At 70.7% G+C, this 4,472-nt stretch carries 7 protein-coding genes; 4 read left to right on the forward strand and 3 right to left on the reverse strand.

Annotation, left to right across the window (positions count from 1 at the left end; all coding sequences use genetic code 11):
- Positions 1 to 87: 87 nt before the first annotated feature.
- A complete protein-coding gene (locus tag JHD21_RS20990) occupies positions 88 to 1,182 on the forward strand; it encodes a hypothetical protein (protein ID WP_292679396.1) in 1,095 nt (364 codons plus the stop codon).
- A 331-nt stretch (positions 1,183 to 1,513) separates the two neighbouring features.
- Here JHD21_RS20990 and JHD21_RS20995 read toward each other — a convergent pair whose 3' ends face one another.
- Positions 1,514 to 1,648, reverse strand: coding sequence for a hypothetical protein (locus JHD21_RS20995; RefSeq protein WP_292679397.1), 135 nt, complete (start codon positions 1,646 to 1,648; stop codon positions 1,514 to 1,516).
- 5 nt (positions 1,649 to 1,653) lie between these two features.
- Positions 1,654 to 1,893 (reverse strand): DUF6458 family protein, encoded by a 240-nt coding sequence (locus tag JHD21_RS21000; protein WP_292679398.1) that lies wholly within the window; start codon positions 1,891 to 1,893, stop codon positions 1,654 to 1,656.
- A 277-nt stretch (positions 1,894 to 2,170) separates the two neighbouring features.
- Between JHD21_RS21000 and JHD21_RS21005 the strand changes: the two genes are divergently transcribed.
- Both JHD21_RS21005 and JHD21_RS21010 read left to right on the forward strand, forming a co-directional pair.
- Complete coding sequence (locus JHD21_RS21005; protein WP_292679401.1) at positions 2,171 to 3,211, forward strand: glycosyltransferase family 2 protein; 1,041 nt, start codon at positions 2,171 to 2,173, stop codon at positions 3,209 to 3,211.
- Complete coding sequence (locus tag JHD21_RS21010; protein ID WP_292679403.1) at positions 3,211 to 3,555, forward strand: hypothetical protein; 345 nt, start codon at positions 3,211 to 3,213, stop codon at positions 3,553 to 3,555. The genes JHD21_RS21005 and JHD21_RS21010 overlap by 1 nt, the downstream gene beginning before the upstream one ends.
- Here the strand turns inward: JHD21_RS21010 and JHD21_RS21015 are convergent.
- Positions 3,491 to 4,126 carry an RNA polymerase sigma factor gene (locus tag JHD21_RS21015; RefSeq protein WP_292679404.1) on the reverse strand — a complete coding sequence of 212 codons (636 nt, stop codon included), beginning with the start codon at positions 4,124 to 4,126 and terminating at the stop codon, positions 3,491 to 3,493. The two genes, JHD21_RS21010 and JHD21_RS21015, sit on opposite strands and share 65 nt — an antisense overlap.
- Positions 4,127 to 4,255: 129 nt before the next feature.
- Here JHD21_RS21015 and JHD21_RS21020 point away from each other — a divergent pair.
- Positions 4,256 to 4,472, forward strand: a 217-nt coding sequence (locus JHD21_RS21020) for a hypothetical protein (protein WP_292679407.1), incomplete at its 3' end; no start/stop codon positions are given.

Genomic DNA, 4,472 nt, shown 5'->3' on the forward strand with positions numbered 1-4,472 from the left:
CTCCTTGTCTTCGGCTGACGCGTGACACCTACGTCGGGTGATCGGTGACACCGCACCTGGCCGCCGAGTCCCACCTACCCTGGGCTGGTGAACCGACGGAGGGCTCGCCCGGCGCGGCGCCAGGGGCTGCAGGCCGGTGCCGCAGCCCTGGTGGTGACGCTGCTGGGTGCGCTCGTCGTCGCCGACAACCTCCGCGACGACCCCGAGGCGAACGACGCGAGCGCACGCGCCGACGGTGCGCAGCCGGCGGGCCCCACCGCGGCTCCTGCACCTCCGCAGCGGGTCCTGCCTGGCACCGTGCTCCTCCGCGAGCCGAAGCCGCCCAAGCCGCCGAAACCCGAGGGACCGGTGCTGGTCGAGCCCGGCACCGGCCGGGTCGGCTCCGGGCTCAGGGTGGGCCCGCTGGAGTCGGTCGAGGCGCCGATCGGTCCGGCCGTGCAGGGCACCGTCACCACCGCGGTGGCGAACCTGCCCAACCGCACCAGCGCCGGCGGGTTCGCGACGTCCATGCGCACGCTCACGTCGGCGGCGCCGGACTTCGTCATGCTCAACGAGGTGAGCAGCCGTGGGGACGACGAGCTCCGCGCCCTGGCTCCCGGGTACGACGCCTACCGCGATCCTCAGGCGGACCGGTCCGAGGGCGGGTTCCAGGCGATGAACAACGCGGTGATGTGGGACGCCGACCGCTGGACCCTGGTCGACGCCGGCCGCGTGAAGCTGGTGGAGGACGACGGGAGCTACTACCAGGGCCGACCCGTGGTCTGGGACCGCTTCGCGATGTGGGCGATGCTGCAGCGCGCGGACGGAGCGATCGTGTCGATCGTCTCCACGCACATGATGACCAACCCGGCGAAGTACCCGCGCCAGCCCGGAGGTGCCAGGCAGTCGCGGGTCGCCCGCTACAGCGCGGGCATGGACGTGCTGCTGGACACGGTCGACACGCTGGCGGCCCATGGGCCCGTGCTGGTCGGCGGTGACATGAACTCCCATCCCGGCCAGGGGCCGTGGACGGCGGCCGCCAAGATGACCTCGGCGGGCTTCGGGTACGCCAAGGACCGGGCCGTCATGTACCTCTTCCACCAAGCCGACGTCGAGGTGGTCGACCACCGTGAGGTGCGGGTCGACTCCGACCACCCGGCGATCGTCACGACCCTGGACATGAGCGGTCAGGGACCCAGCTGAGCGATTCGTGCGAGACGCGATGTAACGCTCGGAACGCGACGCGACACGTGTAGTCACCAGGTCGCGATGGTGGCGATCTGCGTCTCCCTGGGAGGGAGGCCCCGCTGAGGCGGGGTGGGACGGCGCGCTTAACCCCCCGAGCACACTGTTCCTGGCCCGGCGGTAGCCCAGCTACCGCCGGGCCTTCAATCTTCCGGCCGGCCGGCCAGTCGGCCGACGTCTGACGGACGAAAAGGCGGCGCCTCCTCCCGCTCCCCGGGGAAGAGGCGCCGCCTCGACGGACCGTCGGCGAGAGAGCCGGCGGAAGACTCACGTCATGGGGCCACGCGCGTCAGCGGAACCACACGGCCCCGCACGCGCAGCCGAACTGGCGGACCTGGCCGACCAGCTGGTCGTAGTCGACGTTCTCGAGCCGCCAGGTGTGATCGTGCTGGAGGGAGGGCTCGACGAGCGTCGTGGTGGTCATGAGCGTCAGATCTCGGTGCGGCGGTCGCTGACGACGTGCCGTCCGGCGCTGTCCTGAGTGGTCTCGACGGTGCGGATGCCGCGACCACGGGTCGCGGTCACTGCCGTGAGGATCAGGCTGACCACGCCGACGAGGGCGAGGATCCAGCCGACCATGGTGAGGTCGACGCCGTTGATGGAGTCCGTGACGGCCAGGGCGAGGATGAGCCCCACCGCCAGCAGGAATGCTCCGAGGCCGTAGCCCATGATGTTTCTCCTTCGAGGTCGGGAGCTGAGCCTCAGGAGGGTGCCCGCGTCGCGGACGTCCTAACGACCGTGGGCAGGTGACAAGGACCACGCGCCCCCGGCGTAACGGAGACGGGCTGAGCCGACATGTTCTTGGCCTCGAGCGCGCCTGCGATGCGCCCCGGACGGCACGTCGTCTCGAACGTAACGATGCGGACCGCCCGCGACAAGTCCGACAGTGACCGACGTCCTCGCCGGGCCCGACCCCCGCCTGTCCGAACGCCCCCAAGGGCGTCACATGGCGCCTCGCCCGGCCGACCAGCTCACGGTGATCATCCCCGCCTACAACGAGGCCGCGTCCGTGGGTGACACCGTCCGGAGCGTGCTGGCCCAGACGACGGCCCCGGCCCGGGTGATCGTGGTCGACGACGGCTCGACCGACGACACCGCGCTGGTGGCGCGGCAGGCCGGCGCGCAGGTGATCACGCCGCCGTCCAACACCGGCTCGAAGGCGGGCGCGCAGAACGTCGCCCTCGACTACGTCGACACGCCCTACTGCATGGCCATCGACGCCGACACCACCTTGGCACCCGACGCGATCGAGCTGCTCCTCGCCCCGCTGCACTTCGACCCTGAGCTGGCCGCGACGTGCGGGTTCGTCCTGCCGAGGCACGTGAGCTCGGTCTGGGAGCGCGGCCGCTACATCGAGTACCTGCTGTCGTTCACGTTCTACAAGCCCACCCAGGACTACTACGGCAAGCCGCTCATCTCGTCAGGCTGCTTCTCGGCGTACCGCACCGAGCGGCTACGCGAGGCCGGAGGCTGGTCCGAGCGGACCCGCGCCGAGGACATGGACCTGACCTGGACCTTCTACCAGGACGGGCACCGTGTGGGCTTCGTCCCGGAGGCGCTCTGCTACCCGATCGAGCCGCACAGCTTCGACTTCATGAGCAAGCAGCTCAAGCGCTGGTCGCACGGCTTCGTGCAGAACGTCCGGCTGCACTGGAAGGGCATCCTGCCGCTGGGGTTCCTTCGCACCGTCGTGGGTGTCGCCATGTTCGACGCCGTCGTGGCCTCGGTCGTCTACCTGCTCGTCCTGCCCGTCCTGGCGGTGGTGCTCAACGCACCGTGGATCCTGCTCGCCTACGTCATCGACGTTCCGGCCGTCATCGTGCCGGTCCTGGTGGCCGCCCGGCGCCGAGGTGAGGTCTCTCGCGCTCTCGCGTCACTGCCGAGCTTCTTCGTCCTGAGGACCGTCAACGCGTTCTTCCTGCTCGAGGCCATCGTGACCGAGCTGATCCTGCGCCGTCCTCTGCTCGTCTACGAGAAGGGTCATTGATGAACAACGCTGGACTGCCCGGGACCGGCCTCGGAGGGTTGTTCTACGTCCTGCTCGCGTTCTGGATGCCGGTGGCGGAGCTGCCCAGGACCCTGCGCGGTCAGAGCAGCCGGGCGCGGTGGCGCCGGATCGGGAGCCAGTTCGCCCTGGCGTGCGGCATCGTCGCGGCGGTGTCGAGCACAGCCGTCGCCTCTGTGAGCGTGGCCGGCACCGACACCGGGCTCGGAGTCCCCGCCCCACTGCTGGTCCTGGGGCCCGTGGCGGTCGCCGTGGTGCTGCTCAGTGTCCTGGTCGCGGTGCTGGGGACCTGGGCGGGTTGGGAGCGCTGTCGAGCGGAGGGGTGAAGGCGTCCGAGGACTCGGTCTCGATCTCGGCAAGAACCCCGCGCAGCCGTCCCAGCGCCCGGTGCCTCGCGACCCTGACCGCCGTCGGCTTCATGCCGAGGGCTGCTGCGGTGGCGGCCACGTCCAGGCCGACGATGTCGATGCAGGCGACCACCTCGGCCTCCCGTGGGCTGAGGTGCTGGAGCAGCTGCCGAGTGGTCTCGAGGTTGTCGACCTCGTGGACGTCGGCTGCCGCCAGGCCCCACGTGGCCTCCGGTGCCTCCTGGACCGAGACCGGGTCCGTGCGCCTGCGCAGGGCGGTCCGGCGGCTGTTGGACGCGTGGTTGCGCGCGATGGTGAACAGCCAGGCAGGGAAGTCCTCGTCGCCGCCCTTGAAGTCGTGGATCTTGGCCGCGGCCGTCAGCCACGCCTCAGCGGCGACGTCCTCGGCCGAGGACGCGACGTCGGGTGACGGGAGGGAGCGCAGCCAGACGGTCAGCCGCCGGTTGTGCAGCAGGAAGAGCTCCCGCCAGGCGCCGGCGTCGCCGCGGCGGGCCTCGGAGACGAGAGCATCGACCTCGCCTCGTGCCATATCGCTCGCTCCCCAACCCCGATGGTGCGCCGGTGCCGGACGGCGGCTTGAACCGTGCCCGTCAAGCGTAACCAAACATCGTTCTCGCGACCTCGTAACGAAACAACGTGCCCGCGACATACTGATGATGTGAGGTTCCCCCGTTCACGTGCCGATGTTTCGCGCGCTCTGCGTGCGGATCTCGGCGTCCCCACGGTCGACGACGAGTTCGTCCACCGGCTCGCTGCGATCGCGGCCGCCGCCGCCCCCGCACCGGGCCGCTCGCTGCGGCGTTCCCGTCTGGCCGCGGCGCTCTTCAGCGCCACCGCGGTGGTCGGCCTGGGTGGAGTGGGCGTCGCCTACGGCG

Source organism: Nocardioides sp., from assembly GCF_016462705.1.
In the GTDB taxonomy this organism is placed as follows: Bacteria; Actinomycetota; Actinomycetes; order Propionibacteriales; family Nocardioidaceae; genus Nocardioides.

Excerpts from the sequence above, each read along its gene's own strand:
- JHD21_RS20995 (WP_292679397.1), bottom strand. The coding sequence starts at position 1,648 with ATGACCACCACGACGCTCGTCGAGCCCTCCCTCCAGCACGATCACACC.
- JHD21_RS21000 (WP_292679398.1), bottom strand. The coding sequence starts at position 1,893 with ATGGGCTACGGCCTCGGAGCATTCCTGCTGGCGGTGGGGCTCATCCTC.
- JHD21_RS21005 (WP_292679401.1), top strand. The coding sequence starts at position 2,171 with ATGGCGCCTCGCCCGGCCGACCAGCTCACGGTGATCATCCCCGCCTAC.
- JHD21_RS21010 (WP_292679403.1), top strand. The coding sequence starts at position 3,211 with ATGAACAACGCTGGACTGCCCGGGACCGGCCTCGGAGGGTTGTTCTAC.
- JHD21_RS21015 (WP_292679404.1), bottom strand. The coding sequence starts at position 4,126 with ATGGCACGAGGCGAGGTCGATGCTCTCGTCTCCGAGGCCCGCCGCGGC.